Origin of the sequence: Paenibacillus lutrae (assembly GCF_009757775.1) — a bacterium.
GTDB classification, from domain to species: Bacteria; Bacillota; Bacilli; order Paenibacillales; family NBRC-103111; genus Paenibacillus_F; species Paenibacillus_F lutrae.
In genome coordinates this window covers 144807-166079 of record NZ_RHLK01000008.1, presented here as the reverse complement: position 1 = coordinate 166079, position 21273 = coordinate 144807, and the positions used below count along the sequence as shown (strand labels likewise).

Here is a 21273-nt window from a genome sequence, read left to right as displayed (position 1 = left end):
TTGCCTCCGGCTTCCTTATATACAGAACTTTTTAGTCAACGTATAAGTCCGATTCCCAATCTTACCAATTATTAAATGAATACCGGCTCTTTAAATTGCTCCAGCTTCTGCAGGGAATTCTTCTCCACATCCGCATGCAGACTGTTACCGTGAGAGTCCATCGTCACAATCGCGGCGAAGCCTTCCGTCTCCAAGTGCCACATGGCTTCCGGAATACCGAATTCCATAAAGTCTACACCCTCAACCTTCTTAAAACATCTCGCATAGTATTGCGCCGCGCCGCCGATCGCATTCAAATACACACCGCCATGCTCGTTAAGAGCGGCGAGCGTTTTGGGCCCCATACCGCCTTTGCCGATGACAGCGCGGATGCCGAACTTCTTAATAATATCTCCCTGGTAAGGCTCTTCCCGGATACTGGTTGTCGGACCTGCCGCCCGGACTTGCCAGTTGCCTGCCTGGTCTTTGCTCATTACCGGACCGCAGTGATAGATGGCGGCGCCGCTGAGATCCACCGGAGCATCGTGGTCCATCAAGTATTTGTGCAGCGCGTCACGGCCTGTGTGCATCGTACCGTTAATGATGACCACATCGCCTACTTTCAGCTCACGGATTTGCTCTTCGCTGATCGGAGTCTGAAGAACAATTTCGCGCTGCCGAGCAGGCGCTTCCGCTTGTACGGCAGCTGCGATTGCCGGGGACGGAGCTTCTTCCACCGGTGCCGCTTGATCGAGCGCCGCGTTTTCCATCGGAACTTCGGAGCCGCGCTCGTAAGACCATTCGCGGATCTCACCTGTCACAGCATCCAGGACGACACCTTGACGGCGGTATGCCCAGCAGTTATAGGCTACGGATACGAAGAAGCTCGCCGGCAGACGGTTCATGACTCCGACTTTACAGCCGAGTAAGGTCACTTGTCCGCCGAAGCCCATTGTTCCGATTCCGAGCTTGTTGGCATTCTCCATCACATAATCTTCCAGCTTGCGCAGATCCTCATTCGGATTCACATCATCCAGCTTGCGGAAAAGCTGATGCTTGGCAAGCTCATAGCCCGTGGTCCGGTCGCCGCCGATGCCGACGCCGATAACCCCTGCGCTGCATCCTTGACCTTGAGCCTGATACACGGAATGCATCACGCATTTGCGGATGCCGTCGAGATCCCGGCCGGCTTTGCCGAGGCCCGGAATTTCAGCAGGCAGGCTGTACTGGATGTTCTTGTTCTCGCAGCCGCCGCCTTTTAGAATAAGTTTAACTTCAATATCGTTACGTTCCCACTGCTCGAAGTGAATCACCGGGGTACCGGGTCCCAGGTTGTCGCCTGTATTCTCCCCAGTAAGCGAATCGACCGAGTTCGTGCGAAGCTTGCTGTCTTTGGTCGCTTGCGCCACCGCTTCACGGATTTGACGCTTCATCGTGATTTGGTCAGCTCCAACCGGACAGTGTATAATAAACGTAGGCATTCCCGTATCTTGGCAAATCGGAGATACGTTGGCTTCCGCCATACCAATATTCTGAGCGATCGTACTCAGCGAAAGCGCTGCTCGGGTTCCTTGATCCTCCAGAGTTCGGGCATGGCGAATCGCCCGGCGAACGTCTGCAGGAAGGTTCGTGGATGTTTCCACGATCAGGTCATATACACTTTGTAGAAACTGCTGCATGGTGTTGATCTCCTCTCCTCTGGTCACATCTTACGAGTCTGCATCCCGGAACCTGTCCAGGAAAACTCATTATTCCAATACTTTAATTATACCACACTGTTATCACCGCTTGTCATCAAGGATAATAGAAACAAGGAGCATATCCATCCATGCACAAACGACTTATTAGTGCCCTGCTTTTTTCCGTGATCGGACTGGGCGCACTGCTTGTACCCACCCAGGCCGAGAGGAACCAGGTGCTGTACCGGGACCAGGTGGCTGTCTTGATGTACCATCATATTCACGATGCGGATACAAGCACGAGCACCATTACTAGCCAGCTCTTCCGGGATCAATTGCAATTCTTACTCAGCAAAGGCTACCATTTTATTTCGCTGCAAGAATTCAAGCAGTATATGGACGGCGCTACGGTGCCCGATAATGCCGTACTCGTCACCTTTGACGATGGATACGAGAGCGTCTACAAGAACGCCTATCCGATTCTGCGGGAGCTTCGCATTCCCGCCGTCAACTTCATGATTACGGATTCGCTTGCCGATCCGAAGTCCACGTATATCCCGTCCATGTCCGCAGAAGAACTCGCCCGCATGTCCAGGGAAACGAACTTCATGGAAGTCCAGTGCCATACGGACGGTTCGCACCGTAAGCTTCCTAATGGGGAAGCTGCACTTGTCGGACGGGACACACTGGACGGCAGAAGCGAGACGGATGCCGAGTACCGCACCAGGATATCGGCGGATGCGAATGCTTGCGCGAACAAGCTGGAGCCCCTTCAGGACCTTCCTGTAGATACGGTCGCTTATCCTTATGGCATCATCAATGAGGAGGGAGCCGATTTGTTCCGCCGGGCAGGCTTCAATTACGGCTTTACCATCATCCCGCAGATGGCAACTCGGGAAGCGGACCCTATGCGCATTCCGCGCATCAATGCCGGCAGCCCGTGGATTACCCCGGAGAGGCTTCATACGATGCTGAAGCGCAGGACAGTATCCCGGCCGGACGCATTCGCCGCAGTCGACCTGGCCGATGCCGCATCCAGGCTGGGCGGAACTGTTGTCGATGACGGCAGCTCTATTCTTGTCCGGCTCGGCGACAGGTCCTTGACCGGCAATGTCGGGAGCAAGCTGTTCACATCCGGCGAGGGCAACGTTCAGCTGCAAGAACCTATCCGCAGGGAGCAGTCCGTACTTCGGATTAATCTTCCCGACCTACAGAAGCTGCTCGGGCGTGAGATTACCTACAACCGCAGAAGCGGCTATATCTATTGGCGGGAACAGCCCCTAATCAGGCAGGCCCAATCAGAAACGCCCTCAGGTCCATAACGGCCTGGCAGGACTGGAATCCAGACCCGTACGATCCGGTACACCCGATGCATCGGATCGTACCGCGTTGTGCCGGACACTCGTCATTACGTTACGGCTGCGGCGATTCTCATCCAGTCAAGTCATTTACTTGTATGCTGCTTTCCTGCAGGAAACTTCTGGATTCCGCCATCCGTACAAATTCATGCTGAACCGCGCAACCGCTGCTTGCGTACGGTTCACACCACCTATACACATACCAGTAGAAGCGGGAAGGAGCACTTTCATGTCTGATATGGAATCAGAGCATCATTTCTTCGCGTATTTGTATCGGCTGCGTTATATACAGCGGTGGAGTCTTATGCGCAGCACGGTATATGAGAATGTCGCCGAGCATTCGTATCATGTATCCCTGCTCACTCACGTGCTGTGCACCATCGGCAATGAAGTATTCGGCAAACAGCTGCCGACCGAGAGAGCGGTGTCCTTGGCATTGTTCCATGATGCCACGGAAGTCATTACCGGCGACATTCCGACGCCGGTCAAACACCACAATCCGCACATTCTGCGGAATTTCCGCGAGATCGAGCAGCTTGCGGCAGACAAGCTGCTTACCATGATCCCTGGCGAGCTCAGAAGCACCTATGAGCCGCTCATATGCGGCCCGGCTGATCCAGAGCTCGCCAGGATCGTCAAAGCCGCAGATCTGCTTGACGCCTACTTGAAATGCACGGCCGAACTGTCAGCCGGCAACCGGGAGTTCGGCACCGCCAAGAAACAGATCGAGCAGTCCATCTCAGAGCTGGATATGCCCGAAGTGAATTACTTCCTCACCCGGCTCGCCCCCAGCCTCGAGAAAACGCTTGATGAGCTGTCCGAATAACGGACAGCTTTTTTGTATGCTTTTATAAGCAAAATCCGCAAAATCCATATCGCTAAGCATACGCATACGATCCTATCTGCCCGGTGCCGGGGCCAAGCAACTCCCGTACTGCATCTGCAGACAACAGAAAAGAGCCGAATCGGCTCTTCTCTGTTGAGTACTATTTATGGATCGCAACGTGACCCATCCATTAAGCGCCTGTTACGACTTTGATTACGCTGCGAACGGAATCAGCGGACTTGTCGAGTGCTGTTTTCTCCTCGCCCGTCAGTTCGAGTTCAAATACTTTTTCGATTCCTTTTGCGCCAAGCAGAGTCGGAACGCCCATGAACAGACCGTCATAGCCGTATTCGCCTTGCAGAAGAGCGATTGCAGGAATGATACGCTTCTTATCTTTCAGGATCGCTTCGGCCATTTGAACCAGAGAAGCTGCAGGAGCATAGTAGGCGCTGCCGTTACCGAGCAGGTTAACGATTTCGCCGCCGCCTGTACGAGTACGCTGTACAATCGCTTCGATACGCTCAGCAGGGATCAGCTTCTCGATCGGAATACCGCCTACGTTGGAATAACGTACGAGCGGCACCATGTCGTCGCCGTGGCCGCCAAGAACGAAGCCGCGGACATCTTCCACCGAGACGTTCAGCTCTTGAGCGATGAATGTGCAGTAACGTGCCGTATCCAGCACGCCGGATTGGCCGATTACACGCTCTTTTTCGAATCCGAGCGCCTCGTAAGCCACATAAGTCATCGCATCTACCGGGTTACTGAGGATAATCACGATGGAGTCCGGACAATGCTGCTTAACGTTCTCACAAACGGATCTTACAATGCCTGCATTGGTATTCACAAGGTCATCACGGCTCATGCCGGGCTTACGCGCAATACCCGCAGTAATAATTACGATATCGGAACCGGCTGCATCTTCATAAGAAGACGTACCCACGATGTTGCTGTCGAAGCCTTGAACCGGGCTTGCCTCCATCATGTCGAGAGCTTTACCTTTTGTCGGGTTTTCTAGTTGTGGGATATCGACGAGCACGACGTCACCCAGTTCCTTTTGAGCCAGCATAAGAGCTGTTGTCGCTCCCGTAAAACCTGCACCTACAACCGTAATTTTATTGCGGCGAATAGCCATAATTGTGAAACCTCCTGTTCATTTATCTTCCGTTTCATGAAAGGTAAGCGTGTATTTGGTAACAAGGGTCTGAAGTCCACAAATACTTAGAAGGACACAGCCGGGCTGACCCGGCCTGTCCCTCGAAGTTGTCCATCGTAAAGCGTTGTTATCTATTAGCCCATGTGCTTGATGATTGCGTCACCGAACTCGGAGCATTTGATTTTAGTAGCGCCATCCATCAGACGTGCGAAGTCGTAAGTAACGGTCTTAGCGTCGATAGCGGACTCGATACCTTTATAGATCAGGTCAGCCGCTTCCTGCCAGCCCAGGTGCTCAAGCATCATTACGCCGGACAGAATTACCGAACCCGGGTTAACTACGTCAAGACCAGCGTATTTCGGAGCTGTACCATGAGTCGCTTCGAAGATTGCGTGTCCTGTCACATAGTTAATGTTAGCTCCAGGTGCGATACCGATACCGCCAACTTGTGCTGCCAGTGCATCGGACAGGTAGTCGCCGTTCAGGTTCAAAGTTGCGATCACTTCGAAATCGGTCGGACGAGTCAGAACTTGCTGCAGAGCGATGTCGGCAATCGCATCTTTCACGATGATTTTGCCTGCATCTTCAGCTTCTTTCTGAGCCTGGTTAGCAGCGTCTGTACCTTTCTCTTCTTTGATTTTATCGTATTGTGCCCAAGTGAATACTTTATCGCCGAACTCCTGCTCAGCAAGCTCGTATCCCCAGTTCTTGAAAGCACCTTCGGTAAATTTCATGATGTTACCTTTATGAACGATCGTTACGCTCTTACGGCCATGCTTGATTGCATATTCAATCGCAGCACGGATCAGACGCTGGGAACCTTCTTTGGAAACCGGCTTAATACCGATACCGGAAGTTTCAGGGAAACGGATTTTGTTAGCGCCCATTTCCTTTTGCAGGAACTCGATCACTTTCTTCACTTCAGCAGAACCTTCTTGGTACTCGATACCTGCATAGATGTCTTCTGTGTTCTCACGGAAAATAACCATGTCTACGAGTTCAGGATGCTTCACAGGTGAAGGTACGCCGTTGAAATAACGAACAGGACGCAGGCAAGTGTACAGATCCAGCTCTTGACGAAGCGCAACGTTCAGGGAACGGATACCGCCGCCTACTGGCGTAGTCAGAGGGCCTTTGATGGCTACGATATACTCGCGGATAGCTTCGAGCGTATCGTTCGGCAGCCAGCTGTTATATTGGTTGAATGCTTTCTCACCGGCAAAAACTTCATACCAAGCGATTTTCTTCTCGCCATTGTAGGCTTTCTCTACTGCTGCATCCAGAACGCGCTGGGAAGCCGCCCAGATGTCAGGACCGGTTCCGTCACCTTCGATAAATGGAATGATCGGGTTATTCGGAACGTTCAGCTTACCGTTCTCAATTGTGATGGACTGACCTTCAGTTGGCAGTGCATAGCTTTCAAATTTCGGCATAATAAAAATCCTCCTAATCGATAATGGGTTATATGGGAGCAAAGGCTCTGTGCGGACGCACATAGAAGCCGGATTACCGGGCAAGGGAAAAAAACGGGTCCCTGTTATGTAAGCCCGTTGCCGGCCAGTAATTAACGTTCGTTGATCGGAACATACTTCTGATTCGTAGGGCCTGTGTATTCGGCGCGCGGACGGATCAGGCGGTTGTTATCGTACTGCTCAAGAATGTGCGCTGTCCATCCGGATGCGCGGCTGATCGCGAAGATCGGTGTAAACAGGTCACGAGGAATACCAAGTGTCGTATACACAGACGCGGAATAAAAGTCTACGTTAGGCTTCAATCCTTTGAGGCTCGTTACAAGCTCATCGATTTGAATGGACATTTGATACCATTTGCCAAGACCCGTAGATTGTGTCAGCTGCTGGGACATCTTCTGGAGATGCTTCGCACGCGGATCGCCGTTCTTATAAACACGGTGTCCGAAGCCCATGATTTTCTCTTTGTTCTCCAGCTTACGGTTGATGTAAGGAACAACGTTCTCCACTTCACCGATATCTTCGAGCATGGCCATAACCGCTTCATTCGCTCCTCCGTGCAGAGGTCCTTTAAGAGCGCCGATAGCCGATGTGATGCCGGAATACATATCTGTCAAGGTTGCCACGGTTACACGAGCCGCAAAAGTGGAAGCATTGAGTTCATGGTCTGCATGAAGGACAAGCGCCTTATCCAGTGCCGTGATAGCGGTTTCATCGGGTTCCTTGCCCGTAAGCATATAAAGAAAGTTTGCTGCAAGAGACGGCAATCCTTTGGAGGCGACAGGTTCTTTGCCTTCACGGATGCGCGCAAATGCGGCAATGAGGGTAGGGATTTGCGCCTGCAGCTTAATCGCCTTGCGGACGTTAGCTTCACGGCTCATATCATTCGCTTCGTCATCATATAGGGCTAGGCTGGATACAGCCGTACGAAGTGCTGCCATGGAATTTGTATCTTTGGGATACAATTTAATTTGTTCAAGTACCTGATCCGGAATGGCAGAACTCGCATTTAAGTCGCTGCGAAGCTGATCCAATTCGGATTGATTAGGCAATTTACCGAACCAAAGCAGGTAGATGACTTCTTCAAAGGAGGCGTTTTCAGCCAAATCATCGATATCTAATCCGCGATAAGTTAACACACCGTCCACGATGGAGCTTATCGACGATGTTGTCGCAACAATACCTTCCAAGCCTTTGGTAGCTGTCATGGAAAACCTCTCCTTATTTCACTGGATTGACAAAAACTGCAGTACTCTTCCTTCTAATAATAAAGTATTTTGACCATTAAGTGAACAAAAGCGCCATAAAACTTCATTATCACTCTCATAAATAAACCTTCTTGAAAATCCGGACGCTTGCTCTCTGTTTGTGGTCAAAGCTCTGTATTGATACAATTAGAGCGTGCAAAATTTCGTCATTTTTTATCATACCACATATTCGATAAACTTTCTCAACCTCCGGGGGACTAACTTATGAAAAACATTCGCTACGGCATTATCGATATCGGCTCTAACTCGGTGCGGCTTGTCATTTACGAGCTGGCACCTTCGGGTGCCTATCGCATTCTTCACGAGACTAAAGAAACAGCGCGCCTTGCCGAACGCATTGGTGCAGACGGGGCCATGACTGAGGACGGAATCCTCTCTGTCGTCCCTCTGCTCCGCAGGTTCCGGCGGATCTGTGATGTCTATGAAACCGATCACGTGAAAGCTGCCGCGACCGCGGCCATCCGCAATGCGGTTAATTCGGCCGACATTGCCCGGGAGCTTACGGAACGAACCGGCATCCTCATCGAAGTGCTTCCCGGAGAAGAAGAAGCGCGGCTCGGATTCCTCGGGGTCGTAAACACCCTCGATATTCCCGATGGTTTTATCGTAGATATCGGCGGCGGCAGCACAGAGATTACGCTGTTTCTCGGCCGCAAACGGGTGGACAGCGTATCCTTCCCGTTCGGCGCAGTCACGGCCGCCCGGGAATACACGCCCGGCGGAGTCGTCCGGCAGGAGCGGATCCGCGATCTGCGGCTGCTCCTCGGACAGGCCATAGACCAGCATCCCTGGATCGGCAGCGCACGCGCTCTGCCGCTGGTCTGTCTGGGCGGCGCCGGCCGTGCGCTGGCCAAGCTGATCCAGAAGCGGACGGATTATCCTCTTCCGGTTATGCACAATTTCGAGCTGCAGGCGGAAGATCTCAGAGAGTACGCTGATCTCCTCCCTTCGCTTCCCATCGAGAAGCGCAAGAAGCTCGACGGCATGTCCAAAGGCCGAGCGGACATTATTGTTACCGGCGTCGTCCTGCTGCAGGCCATATACCAGCGTCTGGACGCCTCCAGGCTGATAGTCAGCAGTGCAGGCCTCAGGGACGGCCTCTACTTCGAAGCGGCTATGGGAGACCGCCTGCCGATTGAAGACGTACTCCGCTTCAGCATAGAGAATATGATGAACCTGTACACCCCGCAGCCTCACGATTATGTGCGCAGAGCCGCGGCCCATGCCGCCATCCTGTTCGATGCGGTAGCGCCCGCCTCCCCTCTGCTCCAGCCTCGTCACCGCTCGCTTCTGGAGGCGTCCGCCCTTATGCAGCGGATCGGCTTTGCCATCAGCAGCTATCAGCATGCGCGGCATACCTTTCACATGATTACAGAGTCGCGCATTGACGGCTTAAGTCATAGAGAGACGATCCTGTGCGCCATGATCGCCACATTCAAGAACTCCAAGCGCACCCGACAGCAGGCTCTGCCGTTCGAGAAACTTCTGCACCAGTCAGATGTGGAATGCGCCGTGAAATTGGGTTCCCTCCTCCGGTTGGCCTCTTCCTTGGACTATGGAGAGACAGGCAATATATCCGGACTGAAAGTAGAGATCACAGGGTCCTGTCTTCATCTGAATCTGAGCCTGAGAGAACAGGACCCTTCGGAACTCCTTCATATAGAGGAGACGGCGGCAGAGTTCGCCAAATACTGGCCTTACAAGGCTTTCGTACAAAGCTCCCGCTCCTGACTCGCGGTTCCTTTATGAATCCGTACACAGCGCTAATCCAGCTTAACCAGCCGGTCCATTTCTTTCTACCTGAGTGGAAGCTCACCCCCGCCCTTCATGAAAAACAAACGGGCACGTAGCATCCGTCCATCCGGTTTTTGCTGATAAGCCCTAAGTTGTTCCTCTGACTCTGCTAATCTGATACAAAAACCATCAGCCGACCAGATTCACTAGAGCCGTTTTGAGGGTATGTTTAGTAAGCAGCCCCATCTACACATAATGAAAGAATGCAGATTCTTTCCGTCCTGCAGATTCCTGCTCTTACATACAGGAGCGTACCCTCCTGAACATCGATACACATCCAATGAGCCATCTGACTATCGTTGCGATTGTCCAGAATCTCATCCGCATGAGAAAGAGGAAGCCAAATGAGAGTATTCAATCCCTATCTGCTGCATCAAATTTTCCGCGGAGCCCTGGTGGCAGCGCTGCTATACTTCGGCTGGTGGGCAGCACGTTACGTAACCCCGCTCGTATATCCGTTCATACTCGGATGGCTGCTTGCTTATCTGCTTAACCCTGTCATCAATCTGCTGCAGCGACGAGCCAAATTCCCGCGCTGGTTATCCGTCACCACGGTTATTTTGATTCTCATTGCACTGACCGTCACTGCAGTGACTTTGCTGGTTACCAAAGTGATCGTAGAACTCGGCGCTCTTGCCGTTAATTTGCAGAACAACATCAATACATGGGGAGATAAGGCAGCCAACTTCTGGAACTCCTCCTGGTTTCAGGGGGTTATAGGCCAACTGAATAATTTTATGAAAAGCAACAATCTTGACCTGAGCACCAATTTGAGTTCGGTGACCGGAACGGTTGCAGACTTCAGCTCCAATGCTGTGAAGGCCATCGTTAACTCCCTGATCAGTATCGTTCAATCCCTGCCCAACATTGCAACCGTGGCCATCATCGTCCTGCTTGCGACCTTTTTTATCAGCAAAGACTGGTACTTGATTGTAATGCGTTATACCGCAATTATCCCCGAAACGGCCCGCAAAGCCGTGCGCTTAATAAGCGGCGACCTGCACAAGGCTCTTTTCGGCTTTCTCAAAGCTCAGCTCATCCTTGTCTCTTTGACCGCCTTAGCGGTTATTATAGGTCTGCTGATTCTGCGGGTTGACTACGCCATTACGATCGGCCTGCTGATCGGGCTGTGTGATCTGATGCCTTACCTCGGTACGGGAGCGGTCATGGTCCCCTGGATCATTTACGCCTTCTTCTCGGGCAATGTCTATCTGGGGATAGGCTTATCCGTCCTGTACGGCTTAATCGTCATCGTAAGGCAGATTATGGAGCCCAAAGTACTGGCTTCCAGTGTCGGTCTGGATCCGCTGGCCGCCCTGATCGCCCTGTTCGTGGGACTAAAGCTCTTCGGCTTTATCGGCCTTATTCTCGGCCCCGTACTTATGGTCGTTATGACCGCCATCTACCGTGCCCATGTTTTTCATGACATTGTCACTTACATCAAAAAAGGCTCCGAAGCGAACGCAGAAGTTCGCTGACGGGCCTTTTTTTTGATATATAACGATAAGTCCTTGCGTCTGTTAACTCATTAGCGCCGGTTGATGAACGTAAAATTACCGCCGCGCATCAGTTTCTGCAGCAGGTACACCATCCCCACCTTAAAAAGAGGGCGGGTGAACGGAAGAATGAGCAGAACCCCGACCAGATCCGTCAGAAATCCCGGAATAATCAGCAGCAGACCGCCAATGAAAAAGCTTAGGCTGTCGATGATCGAATCCGCCGGATTCTGAATTACCGTCACTTGGCTTTTTCTATAAGAGCTTATTCTGCGGGCTTCTCTTTTGACCAATAAAGCTCCGATTAGAGCGGTCACAAGAATCCATGTGAATGTAAACCAGCCCCCGGCGAGACTCACCATACCAATAAGCAGCGCAATCTCAAGAACAGGAACCAGCAGGATTACAGCGAGTACCTTACGCAACAACGGTCATCAACCTCCTTGCAGCCATCGATATAAATCCGGTGCTTCTCTATTTATACGTACAGGCTTCCAAGAAAGATTCACCCAAACGTGGCGGGTTGTCCCGGTAACAAGCAGTTGCTCCTGCCGGCGGACCTCATAGCCGAATTCAAGTTTTACCGGACTTTGCTCAACAATACGCGCAGCAAGGGTAATTTCATCGTCATACCGGGCCGGACTGATGTACTTGAGCTCTGCTCCGACAACCGGAAGCATCAGACCCAGATCCTCTATTGTTTTGTAGGTAAAACCTTTACTACGGATATACTCCGTCCTTGCGATTTCAAGCCAGGTCAAATAGTTCGCATGGTAAACCACGCCCATTTGATCGGTCTCCTGGTACCGGACTCTGAGTGTTTGCGTAAACCACTCCTGCCCGGTAGCCGCTTCATTCTCCTTCATACAAACAACCTCCATGTGCTGTATTCACCTTATGTTGTACCGCTGCTCCCGCACCGATCCTTATCTGCAAAAAAGAGTGAATTCGCACCTGCGAATCCACTCCTCTCTTTAGAATAAGCCGGCAGAGCCAGCTCTACTTTCCAAACTCAAAACTTAAAGTACACGTGCACGCCCGGAGTAAACAATGCCAACTTCCGGATAAATCGTGACTTCGATATCGTCTTTGATCAGCTCGACAGCACGATCCACACCTACGATAACCGGGATTCCAAGGCTCAGAGCCACTACCGCAGCGTGCGATGTAATTCCGCCGACTTCCGTAATCAGTCCGGCGGCACGTTCGATTGCCGGCATGTATTCCTTGTCCGTGGTACGGGTGACGAGAATGGCGCCGTCTTTCATCTTGCTCACCGCTTCATCCGCCGTTTCAGCTGTAACAACAATGCCTTGGGCATGCTGCGTACCGATCCCTGTACCTCTGGCGATCATCTCGCCAACCTGATGAACTTTCATCAGGTTCGTTGCGCCTGCGTTGCCGATCGGCACTCCAGCCGTGATGATGACGATGTCTCCGAGATCGACGTGGCCTTCACGGATGCTTGCATCTACTGCCTGCTCGAAGAGCTCGTCCGTAGTCTGGGCATTCTCATGGAGAAGTACAGGCTGAACGCCCCATACCAGGTTCAAACGGCGCATGATATGACGGTTGCGGGTTACGGCTACGATTGGGGCTTTAGGGCGATACTTGGAAACCATTCTCGCCGTATAACCGCTCTCGGTAGCTGTGATGATCGCTTTGGAATCCAGCTCAAGCGCAGCATTCGTTACGGACTGGGAAATCGATTCCGTTACGGAAGTCTGGAGCGCCTGCGCCTGACGTACGAACAGTTCACGGTAATCCAGTGCCTGCTCCGCGCGCTCTGCAATACGTGCCATCGTCAGAACGGCTTCAACCGGGTATTTACCTGCCGCTGTTTCACCTGACAGCATAACCGCATCGGAACCGTCAAATACGGCATTGGCTACGTCACTGGACTCAGCGCGGGTAGGACGCGGGTTGCGCTGCATGGAGTCAAGCATCATCGTCGCGGTAATGACCGGTTTACCGACAAGATTACATTTCTTAATCATATGCTTCTGTACGATCGGCACATCTTCCGGCGGGATCTCGACGCCGAGGTCTCCACGAGCTACCATCAGGCCGTCCGATACTTCCAGAATTTCGTCCAGGTTGTCTACGCCTTCCTGGTTCTCGATCTTCGAGATAATCTGAATATGAGAAGCGTTGTGACGCTCCAGCAGTTCACGGATTTCCAGTACATCGCTTGCTTTACGAACAAAAGAAGCCGCAATAAAGTCGATGCCCTGCTCGATTCCGAAAATAATATCGTTCGCGTCTTTTTCCGTGATACCCGGCAAGGATATGCTTACACCCGGAACGTTTACGCCTTTTTTGCTCTTGATAGGGCCGCTGTTTACGATCCGGCACTTAATATCCGGTCCGTTTACTTCTTCTACAGTAAGGCCGATCAGACCGTCATCAATCAGAATAATGCAGCCTGGGGTTACGTCATTTGCAAGGCCGTCATAAGTTACGGACACGCGTTCACGGTCACCGAGAATTTCTTCTGTTGTAAGAGTAATCGTATCGCCCGCGATTAGCTCGATAGGCTCTTCCTTCAGCTTGCCAAGCCGGATTTCCGGTCCTTTGGTGTCCAGAAGAATGGAGACATTACGGTCGCCAAGCTCTTCACACGCTGCACGGATATTCTTGATCCGATTGCCGTGTTCTTCAAAATCGCCATGAGAAAAGTTCAGTCTCATGACGTTCATTCCCGCTTCGATCAGCTTCTTGAGGTTTTCCTTCGATTCGCTTGCCGGTCCTATGGTACATACAATTTTTGTCTTACGCATGATTACCCTCCTGAGTGAATGTATATCTGCCGATTTGTCTGAATTTCTCGTATCTTTCGTCTTTTAATTCTTCTGCGGACATGGCTAACAGCGGCTGCAGATGCTCCAGAATCGCCGACTTTATATGTGTGGACTGGAGCTCTAAATCACGATGGGCGCCTCCCTGAGGTTCAGGAACAATTCCATCGATAACACCCAGCTCCGCAATTTGTTTGGCTGTGATTTTCATAGCTTCTGCCGCCTGCAGTGATTTGGTAGCATCGTTGTACAGGATCGCTGCGGCCCCTTCAGGGCTGATGACTGAATAGATCGCATTCTCAAGCATCAGAACCCGGTTGCCCAGCCCCAGCGCCAATGCTCCGCCGCTTCCGCCTTCACCGATCACGATGCAGACGATAGGCACGCGAAAGCCGGCCATAGCCAGCAGATTCCGGGCTATAGCTTCACCCTGGCCGCGCTCTTCCGCAGCATTCCCGGGATAAGCCCCCTTGGTATCGATAAACGTAATGATAGGCCGGCGAAACTTGTCCGCCTGACGCATCAGACGAAGCGCTTTACGAAATCCTTCGGGATGAGGGCACCCGAAATTACGGGCAATATTGTCCTTCGTGTCCTTCCCTTTCTGATGCCCGACCACTGTAACAGCCAGCCCGTCCAGTTTGGCGACACCGCCTACAATAGCCAGATCATCCCCGTACAAACGGTCCCCGTGAAGCTCAACAAAATCAGTAAAAATCGTTTGTATGTAATCGATTGTAGTCGGACGCTGCGTATGTCTGGCCAGCTGCATCTTCTCCGAGGCGGATATCGTCGTATACAGCTCTTCTTCGAGCTGCTTGTAACGTTCCTCCAGCCGCTTGATTTCTTCGGTGAAATCGATGTTCTTATCTTCTCCGAATTTCTTAAGCTCATCAATTTTGCTGCGCAGTTCCACTAACGGCTGCTCAAATGACATTTCACTCGCCATAATTCGCATCCCCCTTTCCTGCATGCAGATCAAGCAGCTTGGTCAATGTAGCACGAAGATCCTTGCGGGCTACGACCTTATCAAGCTGTCCATGCTGGAGGTTGAATTCCGCAGTCTGAAAATTATCCGGCAGTTTCTGCTTGATTGTCTGCTCAATAACACGGCGGCCTGTAAAACCGAAAGAGGTCGCAGGCTCCGCTATAATAATATCTCCAAGCATGGCAAAACTGGCCGATACACCACCGAATGTCGGATCCGTAATGACCGAGATAAACAGACCGCCCGATTCATCCAGACGGGAGATAGCCGCACTCGTTTTGGCCATTTGCATGAGGCTCAGAATACTTTCCTGCATACGGGCCCCGCCCGAAGTCGAGAACAGAACCAACGGGTAGTTTTTCTGTACAGCGTTTTCAATAGCGCGCGTTAATTTCTCCCCGACAACAGAACCCAAAGATCCGCCCATAAAATCAAAGCTCATCGCTCCGAATACGACCGGATAGCCTCCGATGGTTCCTTCCCCGGTCACAATCGCATCTTTCAGCCCTGATTTATCCTTTGCTTTGCTCAGTTTGGCTTCATAATCCGGAAATTGAAGGGGGTCCTCCGAAACCATGTTGTCATCGTACTCGAACAGACGGCCCTCGTCGAGAGTCATCGCCACACGTTCAAGCGCGTTTAGTTTGTAATGATAATTGCAGGATGTACATACTTTCAAATTCTTCTCAAGCTCTTTGCTGTATTGAATCGTTCCGCAGCGCGGACATTTATTCATCAGCCCTTCGGGTATTTCGCGTTTCGTTTTTTCAGAAGGGATGGTTGCATATTTGCGTTTTTGAAAAAGATCCTTTAACACATTCGCACCTCTTTGGCTTACAATATCCGCTCCAGCTATTCATCCATGCAGGCGTCAGTTCAATAACGCCCCTGCAGCCGCTGCGGTCAGCGATGTAAAATGGTGTTGAGCACTTCCTGTACCTCTTCCACTTCACCCTCAGGAACCACGATTTCAAACTGGTTTTTGGTCATGTTGATCGCCCGGATTTGGACCAGAAAACCCTCCTCCGACAAACTTTGTTTAATACGCTCCGCGATTTTGGGAGTGGGGGCGATATAAATCACGGTCCACACGAAATATATACCTCCTCAAGATTGCCCGGGTTATAAATGAATGCCCAACAATCGATGGCGCTGCAGCGCGCTTAAACGACTTTCCGTTCTCTCAAGTCTATACAATGGAATAATGATAACACAACCTTTCTTTTTACCGCAAGGAAGGGTTGTTTACTTCATCGGGCTTGAGAACGGGTTCAGCGCAGCCAACTGCCCTACAGGAACGGTATAACCCACAATCTTATCCGGCAAAAAAAGACTCCCCACACACCCGAAGGCTGTGCTGAAGTCTCCGGATTTCTTGAGCACCCAAGAACGAGAGAAAGATTCTACTCTGCTATATACTCTCGTATAGCCTGGTTGGTTTCAGACTTTATATAACCGCTCTCCTGAACGAAAAGAAGCCACTATACATACCGGGGTATAATCAGCTTGCCGGGCACCTCTTCTTGATGGCAGCGCAGCGACAAATTCCGCTATAATCCGAGAACAGCTCCACCGGGTCCATCTTCTACCCGTTCCCCGGGATAGCAGGCCGCCGGCTGATTCTGATGGGCGATTCTCGCGGAAGCTGCAGCCGCCAGAGCGGCAATCAGATCGTCGAGGAACACATGGATTTGCTGCGGATGATCCTTCAAAGCACGGATAATGCCGGACTTCTGCTTATCCAGATAACCGAAACTGGTAAGACCTATCATTCCGTACACATGAACAATTCCAAGCGCCATCGTTCCATCCACTCCGTACAGCGGCTCGTCAGCGTCCAGAATGCTCTGAAGCGGCTCAAGGAGCAGCTTGCGCTTGCCAGCTCGTCGAGTGCGATTCGGGTAAGCAGGGTGTACTGCACTTCACACTTAGTCAGCACCGTCAAGACGCTCTCCAGGCATGACTCAGGGTTAAGGCATCGCTATAAGGCTTTTGCAGCTGGTATACGATGTCGGCTATATCATCAGCCGTAACGCCTCGGCTATCCAGCATGCGCAGCACCAGTGTCGCATTCGCGCCTGCATCCCTCCCTCATCCCCCGCCCTCGGCTCCATCTTGGGACAAGCGGCAGACTCCAGCGGGTTCTATCATTTTATTCGGGGAGGGAAATGTTTACTTCACTTTGACACAATCTTTACCCATGATTTGTTCAACGGCTGCGAACAATTCCGGCGACGGCTTCACGCGGTATTGCCCGCTTAGCGCCAGCAGCCGCTGGGTCCGCTCGTAGAACAGCACGACTTCGAGCGGGCCGCCGTGAAGCTGCAGCAGCTCCTGCAGTTTCACAAGCTTCTGCGGCTCTTCGAGATGAGCCGCAATCTTCACGTACACCCGCTGCCTGGCCGCGGGTGTGCTCGCCCGCTCCCGGTGAGCGGGAGCGGCAGGTGTGCGGTCCGCCTGCCCGGAGGCGGACGTCCGCTCCGCGCCGGTTCGAGGCGTGGCCTCGCGGTCAGGCCCGCTGGCGGCATAGCGGCTGCGGTCAGGCGCACCCACCTCGCGCACGCTGCCGGCTCCGCCTTGCACCGGGCCGCGCACCTCCGTGTGCGGTGCTCCGCTGCGGGAGGCGGCTCCTCGCATATCACTGCGCAGCGCCTCACTGCGGCTCACTCCGCCTCCCGCATCACTGCGCAGCGCCTCACTGCGGTTCGCTCCGCCTCCCGCATCACTTCGCGGCCCTTCCGCGCTGTTCACTCCGCCCCGGGCCTCCGTCCGCGGAGTCTCGCTGCGGTTCGATCCGCTGCGTCCGCTGCCGCCGTAGGCCGCGCCGGCTCCGCTGCCCGCAACTTGCTGCTCCGCCGGGTCCCGCCGCGTCTGGCCTGCAGCCGTACCGCCGGGCCCTTGCGGGCCTCCGGACTGCTGCCCGCCCGGGCGCATCTGCCGCCGCTGCCAGCGGCGCGCAACCGGATCTTCCGGCGCGCAGAGCGCTTCAGCCAGAAGCTTCGGCGGATCCTCGTCCTGCAGCTGAAGTTTGCCTTTGACAAGCACTACGCTGCCCTTCTGCACAAGGGGAGCGTGCTTTTTCCATACTTCCGGGAAAAGCACGACTTCCACCTTCGCAATGCGGTCCTCAAGATCCATAAAAGCCATCGGCTGGCCTTTCTTGGTCACAATGGTCTTGCTGGTTACGACCATCCCTGCGACAATCACTTCACTGTGATCGGCGTAGTCCTGCAAATAGTGAAGCGGGTCCGCTTCAAGCTCTTTGAGCAGATCTTCATGATCATCCAGCGGGTGTCCCGAAATATACAGCCCTAACAGCTCCCGTTCGTATTCCAGCTGCTGGGTGCGGGTCAGAGGAGGAACGTCGGGTATCTCCACTTCCCAGTTCGGCTCCTCCACGAATCCGAACAGGTGAAGCTGGAGATCGTCCCGCTCTTTGCGCCACTTCAAAGCTGCATCTACCGTATCGTCCAGCATCGCGATGAGCTGCGAACGGTGTCCGGGGAGTTCGTCCAGTGCTCCCCCTTGAATCAGGCACTCAATTACGCGCTTGTTGCACACGCGCAAATCTACACGCCTGCAGAAATCAAGCAGGCTCTCATAAGGCTTCTGACGCCGTTCCTTCAGAATAGCCTCTATGGCATTGGTCCCTACATTCTTGATAGCTGCGAGACCGAAACGGATGGCCCCTTTAGGAGCGGAGGCGGCTCCGCCGCCTTCTCCCTGCTGCGCAATACCGCCTGACTGGAGGCCTTCACGCTCTGCTTCATGGTTATTCCGCTGCTTCGGGCTGGCACCGTTCCCTTCGGATTGCCCGGCCTCACTGTCGGACGTTACCGGGCTCTTGTCCTCTTCTTCTGCCGGAGGCTCTGCTGCTATATGTTCATCCGATTCATTAAGCCTGCCCAGAGTAAAGGCGACGGGAGTGAAATTCACTCCGCTTTCGTTGACATCGGGCGGCAGTACGTCAAGCTTCATACGACGACATTCATCGACATATTCCGCTGTCTTGCGGTGATTTCCCACTACCGCTGTCAGCATTGAAGCCATAAAATGACGCGGATAATGAGTCTTTAAATAAGCCGTCTGAAAGGCTAACACCCCGTAAGCGGTAGCATGGGCACGCGGAAATCCATAATCGGCGAAACGGACAATCATATCGTAGACCCGGTTCGCTTCTTCACCGGTAAACCCTTGTCCCAGACTACCTTCCACAAAATGCGCGCGCTGCTCATCCAGAACTTCGCGCTTCTTCTTGGAAACTGCCCGGCGCAGCAGATCCGCTTCGCCAAGTGAAAATCCGGCCATTGCCGAAGCAATCTGCATGATTTGCTCCTGGTATACAATGATTCCGTACGTATCCTCGAGAATAGGCACCAGCGCCTCATGCGGTATTTGAGGCTCCGCCAAACCGTGCTTGCATTCTATATAGCGCGGTATAAATTCCATCGGGCCCGGCCTGTAGAGCGCAACCACAGATACAATATCTTCGAAGCCGGAAGGCTTCAAATCCCTGAGTACCCGCCGTACACCTGGAGACTCAAGCTGGAATATTCCGGTGGTCTCCCCCCGGCTAAGCAGCTCATAAGTCAGGGGATCGTTATCCATATCCAGCTGGGCGAGATCCAGCCGCAATCCCTCCTGCTCCTCGATCGAACGGAGTGTGCGTTCAATAATGGACAGTGTTCGCAGCCCCAGGAAGTCCATCTTCAGCAGTCCGATCGCTTCGAGATGCTCCATGGAATATTGGGTCAGCGGAGTCTGTCCGGTCCCTTCCTGCAGAGGGACATAATGCGTAAGCGGTTCGCGCGATATGACAACTCCCGCGGCATGTGTCGAAGCGTGACGAGGCATTCCTTCGACACGTTTCGCCATATCCAGCAGTTCGCCGGTCTTGGGCTGCTTGACAGCCAGCTCCTTCAAATCAGGGTTCACCTTGAGCGCGGATTCCAGTGTCATTCCCAGCTGACCCGGTATCATCTTGGCTGCCCGGTCCACTTCATTATAAGGAACGTTAAGCACACGTCCGACATCGCGGACGGCTGCCTTGGCCGCCATCGTTCCGAACGTTATAATCTGGGCCACATGCTGCTGCCCGTATTTGGCCACTACATAATCGATAACCTCATCCCGGCGCTCATCATTAAAGTCGATATCAATATCCGGCATCGTAATCCGCTCCGGATTCAGGAACCGCTCGAAGAGAAGTTTGTAGCGGATCGGATCCACATCCGTAATTCTGAGCACATAGGCAACCAGACTTCCTGCAGAAGAACCACGGCCGGGCCCGGTAAGAATGCCGTTCTCATGCGAGAACCGGATAAAGTCCCATACAATCAGGAAATAATCGGAGAATCCCATACTCTCGATGACCCGCAGCTCGTAAGCAAGCCGGTCCTCAAGAGTCCGGCGGTATTCCCCCTCTTCGTCCTGCCAGCCATCGCGGCTCCCATACCTCTGGGCAAGCCCTGCTCTGCACAGCTCTTTCAAATATTCACCTGCAGTCAATTGTTCGGGGATCGGCTGAAAACGCGGCAGCACCGATTTGCCGAACTCCAGCTCCAGCCGGCACTTATCCGCAACAAGAACGGTGTTGTCCAGCGCCTCCGGCACATGGGCAAACAGACTGCGCATCTCTTCTTCGCTTTTGAGATACAACTGGCTGGTCTCAAATTTAAGCCTCTGCGGATCATCCACCGTCTTGCCCGTTCCAATACACAGCAGTACATCCTGTACGACATGATCCGGCTGCCTGACATAGTGGACATCATTGGTAGCGATGAGCGGAATACCGGTGTCCCGGCTGAGCTCGATCATGCCCTGCATCACTTTTTTCTGCTCGATGGAGCCATGGTCTTGAATTTCCAGGTAGAAGTCTTCGCCGAAAATAGACCGGTAACGCTCAGCGGCCGCCTTCGCTTGTTCCTTACGGTCGTGCAGCAGGTGCTGGGACACTTCTCCGCCCAAACACGAACTGAGACAGATTAATCCTTCCGAATGCTTCGCCAGATTCTCATGGTCAATCCGCGGCTTATAATGAAAGCCCTGCAAATGACCGATCGAACAAAGCTTCATCAGATTCTGATAGCCCTGCATATTACGAGCTAGAAGAATCAGATGATAGATAGGCTGTTCCTGCCGAGTCCCTTTCGTACGGATTGATCCCTCGGTAAAATAAGCCTCGCAGCCGATGATCGGCTTCATGCCTTTGGCTATACAGGCTTTATAAAAAGCAATGGCCCCATACATGACACCATGATCCGTCAGGGCGAGCGATTTCATGCCAAATTGAGACGCCGTCTCCACCAGATCGTGGATGCGTGCGGCACCGTCAAGCAGGCTGTATTCACTATGTACATGCAGATGGACGAATGAATTCATGATGGCGGCTCCTCCGAAACTTTCCTTTCTTCTATTCTATCACATTTTTTAAAAAGGCGAAAATGCGTTCGGGTCACTCCC

15 protein-coding genes and 1 pseudogene are annotated in these 21273 nt (G+C 52.7%); 4 read left to right on the top strand and 12 right to left on the bottom strand.

Annotation, left to right across the window (positions count from 1 at the left end; genetic code table 11):
* Positions 1–71 precede the first annotated feature (71 nt).
* On the bottom strand, positions 72–1658 hold the full coding sequence (locus EDM21_RS15540; RefSeq protein ID WP_157336839.1) for a fumarate hydratase: 1587 nt from the start codon (positions 1656–1658) through the stop codon (positions 72–74).
* A 149-nt stretch (positions 1659–1807) separates the two neighbouring features.
* On the opposite strand from EDM21_RS15540, the gene EDM21_RS15535 reads away from it, so the two are divergent.
* Positions 1808–2980 (top strand): polysaccharide deacetylase family protein, encoded by a 1173-nt coding sequence (locus EDM21_RS15535; protein WP_157336837.1) that lies wholly within the window; start codon positions 1808–1810, stop codon positions 2978–2980.
* Positions 2981–3254: 274 nt separating this feature from the next.
* Positions 3255–3842 carry a 5'-deoxynucleotidase gene (gene yfbR / locus EDM21_RS15530; protein ID WP_157336907.1) on the top strand — a complete coding sequence of 196 codons (588 nt, stop codon included), beginning with the start codon at positions 3255–3257 and terminating at the stop codon, positions 3840–3842.
* Positions 3843–4032: 190 nt separating this feature from the next.
* Here yfbR and mdh read toward each other — a convergent pair whose 3' ends face one another.
* The 3 genes from mdh to citZ all read right to left on the bottom strand — a co-directional run bounded on the left by mdh (position 4033) and on the right by citZ (position 7675).
* Positions 4033–4977, bottom strand: a complete 945-nt coding sequence (gene mdh, locus EDM21_RS15525; RefSeq protein WP_157336835.1) for a malate dehydrogenase — start codon at positions 4975–4977, stop codon at positions 4033–4035.
* A 155-nt stretch (positions 4978–5132) separates the two neighbouring features.
* The gene (icd, locus tag EDM21_RS15520; protein WP_157336833.1) at positions 5133–6431 is read right to left on the bottom strand and encodes an NADP-dependent isocitrate dehydrogenase; all 1299 of its coding nucleotides are present in this window, start codon (positions 6429–6431) and stop codon (positions 5133–5135) included.
* Positions 6432–6562: 131 nt separating this feature from the next.
* A complete protein-coding gene (gene citZ / locus EDM21_RS15515) occupies positions 6563–7675 on the bottom strand; it encodes a citrate synthase (RefSeq protein WP_157336832.1) in 1113 nt (370 codons plus the stop codon).
* 264 nt (positions 7676–7939) lie between these two features.
* On the opposite strand from citZ, the gene EDM21_RS15510 reads away from it, so the two are divergent.
* On the top strand, positions 7940–9466 hold the full coding sequence (locus tag EDM21_RS15510; protein WP_157336830.1) for a Ppx/GppA family phosphatase: 1527 nt from the start codon (positions 7940–7942) through the stop codon (positions 9464–9466).
* 407 nt (positions 9467–9873) lie between these two features.
* Entirely contained in the window at positions 9874–11007 is a 1134-nt protein-coding gene (ytvI, locus tag EDM21_RS15505; protein ID WP_157336828.1) for a sporulation integral membrane protein YtvI, read from the top strand.
* A 50-nt stretch (positions 11008–11057) separates the two neighbouring features.
* Here the strand turns inward: ytvI and EDM21_RS15500 are convergent, their stop codons facing one another.
* The 8 genes and pseudogenes from EDM21_RS15500 to dnaE form a co-directional block, all read right to left on the bottom strand.
* Positions 11058–11453 (bottom strand): FxsA family protein, encoded by a 396-nt coding sequence (locus EDM21_RS15500; RefSeq protein ID WP_157336826.1) that lies wholly within the window; start codon positions 11451–11453, stop codon positions 11058–11060.
* Positions 11454–11459: 6 nt separating this feature from the next.
* On the bottom strand, positions 11460–11891 hold the full coding sequence (locus EDM21_RS15495) for an acyl-CoA thioesterase (RefSeq protein WP_157336824.1): 432 nt from the start codon (positions 11889–11891) through the stop codon (positions 11460–11462).
* Between the two features lie 153 nt (positions 11892–12044).
* Positions 12045–13805: a pyruvate kinase gene (gene pyk, locus EDM21_RS15490; RefSeq protein ID WP_157336822.1), complete on the bottom strand. Its 1761-nt coding sequence runs from the start codon at positions 13803–13805 to the stop codon at positions 12045–12047.
* Positions 13798–14772, bottom strand: coding sequence for an acetyl-CoA carboxylase carboxyl transferase subunit alpha (accA, locus tag EDM21_RS15485; protein ID WP_157336820.1), 975 nt, complete (start codon positions 14770–14772; stop codon positions 13798–13800). The genes pyk and accA overlap by 8 nt, the downstream gene beginning before the upstream one ends.
* Positions 14762–15628 carry an acetyl-CoA carboxylase, carboxyltransferase subunit beta gene (gene accD, locus EDM21_RS15480; RefSeq protein ID WP_166542035.1) on the bottom strand — a complete coding sequence of 289 codons (867 nt, stop codon included), beginning with the start codon at positions 15626–15628 and terminating at the stop codon, positions 14762–14764. Before accD ends, accA begins: the two co-directional genes overlap by 11 nt.
* An 86-nt stretch (positions 15629–15714) precedes the next feature.
* Positions 15715–15903, bottom strand: a complete 189-nt coding sequence (locus EDM21_RS15475) for a glutamate decarboxylase (RefSeq protein WP_157336818.1) — start codon at positions 15901–15903, stop codon at positions 15715–15717.
* A gap of 458 nt (positions 15904–16361) precedes the next feature.
* Positions 16362–16863, bottom strand: a pseudogene (locus tag EDM21_RS15470) (phosphatidylglycerophosphatase A).
* Positions 16864–16983: 120 nt separating this feature from the next.
* Entirely contained in the window at positions 16984–21192 is a 4209-nt protein-coding gene (dnaE, locus tag EDM21_RS15465; protein ID WP_157336816.1) for a DNA polymerase III subunit alpha, read from the bottom strand.
* Positions 21193–21273 lie beyond the last annotated feature (81 nt).

Coding starts and splice junctions, on each gene's coding strand:
- EDM21_RS15535 (WP_157336837.1), top strand. CDS start 1,808: ATGCACAAACGACTTATTAGTGCCCTGCTTTTTTCCGTGATCGGACTG.
- ytvI (WP_157336828.1), top strand. CDS start 9,874: ATGAGAGTATTCAATCCCTATCTGCTGCATCAAATTTTCCGCGGAGCC.
- dnaE (WP_157336816.1), bottom strand. CDS start 21,192: ATGAATTCATTCGTCCATCTGCATGTACATAGTGAATACAGCCTGCTT.
- EDM21_RS15540 (WP_157336839.1), bottom strand. CDS start 1,658: ATGCAGCAGTTTCTACAAAGTGTATATGACCTGATCGTGGAAACATCC.
- pyk (WP_157336822.1), bottom strand. CDS start 13,805: ATGCGTAAGACAAAAATTGTATGTACCATAGGACCGGCAAGCGAATCG.
- icd (WP_157336833.1), bottom strand. CDS start 6,431: ATGCCGAAATTTGAAAGCTATGCACTGCCAACTGAAGGTCAGTCCATC.
- yfbR (WP_157336907.1), top strand. CDS start 3,255: ATGGAATCAGAGCATCATTTCTTCGCGTATTTGTATCGGCTGCGTTAT.
- mdh (WP_157336835.1), bottom strand. CDS start 4,977: ATGGCTATTCGCCGCAATAAAATTACGGTTGTAGGTGCAGGTTTTACG.
- accA (WP_157336820.1), bottom strand. CDS start 14,772: ATGGCGAGTGAAATGTCATTTGAGCAGCCGTTAGTGGAACTGCGCAGC.
- EDM21_RS15495 (WP_157336824.1), bottom strand. CDS start 11,891: ATGAAGGAGAATGAAGCGGCTACCGGGCAGGAGTGGTTTACGCAAACA.
- EDM21_RS15510 (WP_157336830.1), top strand. CDS start 7,940: ATGAAAAACATTCGCTACGGCATTATCGATATCGGCTCTAACTCGGTG.
- citZ (WP_157336832.1), bottom strand. CDS start 7,675: ATGACAGCTACCAAAGGCTTGGAAGGTATTGTTGCGACAACATCGTCG.